This window comes from Microbacterium sp. B24 (assembly GCF_000333415.1).
In the GTDB taxonomy this organism is placed as follows: Bacteria; Actinomycetota; Actinomycetes; order Actinomycetales; family Microbacteriaceae; genus Microbacterium.
Genome location: NZ_BADB01000017.1, coordinates 1 through 2,582, shown reverse-complemented (window position 1 = coordinate 2,582; position 2,582 = coordinate 1). Strand labels below are relative to the sequence as shown.

3 protein-coding genes are annotated in these 2,582 nt (G+C 69.9%); 2 read left to right on the top strand and 1 reads right to left on the bottom strand.

What is annotated here, in order from left to right:
• Positions 1–143: 143 nt before the first annotated feature.
• Positions 144–341, top strand: coding sequence for a CsbD family protein (locus I5I_RS00285; protein ID WP_036314858.1), 198 nt, complete (start codon positions 144–146; stop codon positions 339–341).
• A 66-nt stretch (positions 342–407) separates the two neighbouring features.
• Here I5I_RS00285 and I5I_RS00280 read toward each other — a convergent pair whose 3' ends face one another.
• A complete protein-coding gene (locus I5I_RS00280) occupies positions 408–2,324 on the bottom strand; it encodes an ABC transporter ATP-binding protein (RefSeq protein WP_036314855.1) in 1,917 nt (638 codons plus the stop codon).
• 97 nt (positions 2,325–2,421) lie between these two features.
• Between I5I_RS00280 and I5I_RS17365 the strand changes: the two genes are divergently transcribed.
• On the top strand, positions 2,422–2,582 hold a 161-nt coding region (locus I5I_RS17365; protein ID WP_148285460.1), incomplete at its 3' end, for an ATP-binding cassette domain-containing protein.

The window sequence follows — 2,582 nt, the reverse complement described above, 5'->3', positions numbered from 1 at the left end:
CTGGTCGTCCAGCTCACGGGCGGTCTGCGTTCCGCCGTCGCCCACGAGCGCCGCGTCGCCTGACGAACGACGCTCACCGAACTTCCCGGGCCGCCCGGGATCCCGAAAGAAACCGGAACCATCACCAGAGAAAGGAGTCCCTCATGGGCCTCGCAGATGACATCAAGAACACCGCCGAGAACCTGACCGGCAAGGCCAAGGAGGCGATCGGCAACCTCACCGACAACGACAAGCTCGTCGCCGAGGGCAAGGCCGACCAGGTCAAGGCCCACGCGAAGGACGCCGCAGCGGACGTCAAGGATGCGGCGAAGGACGCGAAGGACGCTCTCGGCGGCAAGTGACCAGCGCTGACAGCAGAGGGGCCCGCCGGTGACGGCGGGCCCCTCGTCGTCTGTCGGGGTCGCGGGTCAGACGAGCAGCTGGTGCTTCGCGAGGTCGCGGTAGAGCGGCACCGTCTCGACGAGTTCGGAGTGGGTGCCCTGCCCGACGACTCGACCGTGGTCCATCACGACGATCAGGTCGCTGTCGACGACCGTCGACAAGCGGTGCGCGATCACGACGAGCGTCCGCCCCGAGGCGACGGCGTCGATCGCTTCGCGCATGCGCTGTTCGTTGAGGCCGTCGAGCGATGACGTCGACTCATCCAGCAGCAGCACCGGGGGAGCGGCGAGAAGGGCGCGGGCGATCGCCAGTCGTTGCCGTTCGCCGCCCGACAGCATGACGCCGGCCTCGCCCACCGGCGCGTTCAACCCCAGGCTCGAGCGTTCCAGGACGTCGCCGAGGTTCACGGCGCGCAGCACCCGGGCGCATTCCTCGTCGGATGCCGACGGCGACGCCAGCCGCAGGTTGTCCGCGATCGTCCCGGCGAGCGTCGGCGCGTCCTGCTCGACATAGCCGAGCTGGGCACGCAGCCGCGTGCGGTCGATACCGCGCAGGTCGACACCGTCGAGCAGGATCGACCCTGCCGTCGGGTCGTAGAACCGCTCGATCAGGGCGAGAGCGGTGGACTTTCCCGCCCCCGACGGCCCGACGAGGGCGACGCGCGCCCCGCGGGGGACGCGGAACGACACCCCGCGCAGCACCTCTCCGGGCGCCTCCGAGACCGCCACCGTCGCGTCGGCGTGGGCTTCGGCGAGCAGAGCCGCCGCCTCGGTCTCCGAGCGGCGGCGCGCGCTGACCACGGCATCCGGGTAGGCGAAATGCACCTCGCGGAACTCGATCGCGGCGGCCGTCTCGTGGCTGTCGTGTGCGGCGGCCGTGGAGATCGGGGAGGTGCCGACGGCGACGGATGCCGCGACCTCCGCATCGCACGCGGTCTCGGTGCGCAGGTCCAGGACCTCCTGGATGCGCCCCAGTGCTCCCAACGCCTGGCCGACCGAGGTGATCGCGCCGAAGAACGAGCCGAGCGGCTGCACGAGGAAGAACAGGAACATCACGAATGTCACCAGCCCGGCGATCGTGATCGCGCCCGAGGCCACGCGGAAGCCGCCGACGCCGAGCACGACGAGCAGCGACAGCTGCAGGGCGACGCCGGCGACCGGAACCACGAACGCCGATGCCTTGGCGACCTGCACCCCGGCCTCGTACGCTCCTCGCGCGGTGTGCTCGATGCTCTCGCGTTCGCGTTCGGACGCGCCCGAGGCGCGGATCGTGCGGATCGATCCGACGGCGCGCTCCACGCCCGAGGCCAGCTCTCCCACCTTCTCCTGCTGAACGGCGGTCGCGCGGCGGATGCGGCCGCTGAGCGCCACCACGACGGCGACCGACGCGCCGACGACGACCAGGATGAGCACGAGCAGCACCGGGTCGATGATGAACATCGCCACGATCGCGCCGACGAAGATGAGCGCGTTGCCGATCGAGTCCGCCAGACCCTGGGTGAGCACCGCATACAGCAGGGTCGTGTCGGTGCCGACCCGCGAGACGAGGTCACCGGTGCGCCGCGCGTCGTACTCCTGGACGGGAAGATGCAGCAGCTGGGCGATGAGACGGCGCCGACTCGAGTAGACGACGGCCGTACCGGTGCGCTGCAGGAGGAAGTGCTGGATGCCGCTGATCACGGAGGAGGCGACGACGAGGCCCACCAGCACCCACACCAGCAGGCCGAGCGGGTCCTGCTTCTGCACCCGGTCAATGACCTGACCGACCACCAGAGGCTGGGCGAGGGTCGCGACGGCGGCGAGCACGCTCAGCACCGCGACGACGACGAGCACGCCCTTCTGCTCGAAGACGAAGGGGAGCAGCTGTCGCAGACTCGCGCGAGGGCCGTCATCGGGCGTGCGGCGTCGGGAGCGGGAAGGGCGGGTGGTGCTGGCAGAGGACATGAGGAGCTTTCCTGCGGTGTTCGGGTAGTTCTATCTTCCCTCTCGACGACGACGAGCGGCGCCGCACGGTGTCGGAGGCACTGGGTAGGGTGGGTCGGTGCCTGCTCCCGTCATCTCCGCGCATCAACTCGTGAAGTCCTACAAGATCAAGGGCAAGGCCGACTTCGTCGCCGTCGACGGCCTCAGCTTCGAGGTCGCGCCCGGCGAGTCGTTCGGTCTTCTCGGACCCAACGGTGCCGGCAAGTCGAGACGAGAAGA

Excerpts from the sequence above, each read along its gene's own strand:
- I5I_RS00285 (WP_036314858.1), top strand. The coding sequence starts at position 144 with ATGGGCCTCGCAGATGACATCAAGAACACCGCCGAGAACCTGACCGGC.
- I5I_RS00280 (WP_036314855.1), bottom strand. The coding sequence starts at position 2,324 with ATGTCCTCTGCCAGCACCACCCGCCCTTCCCGCTCCCGACGCCGCACG.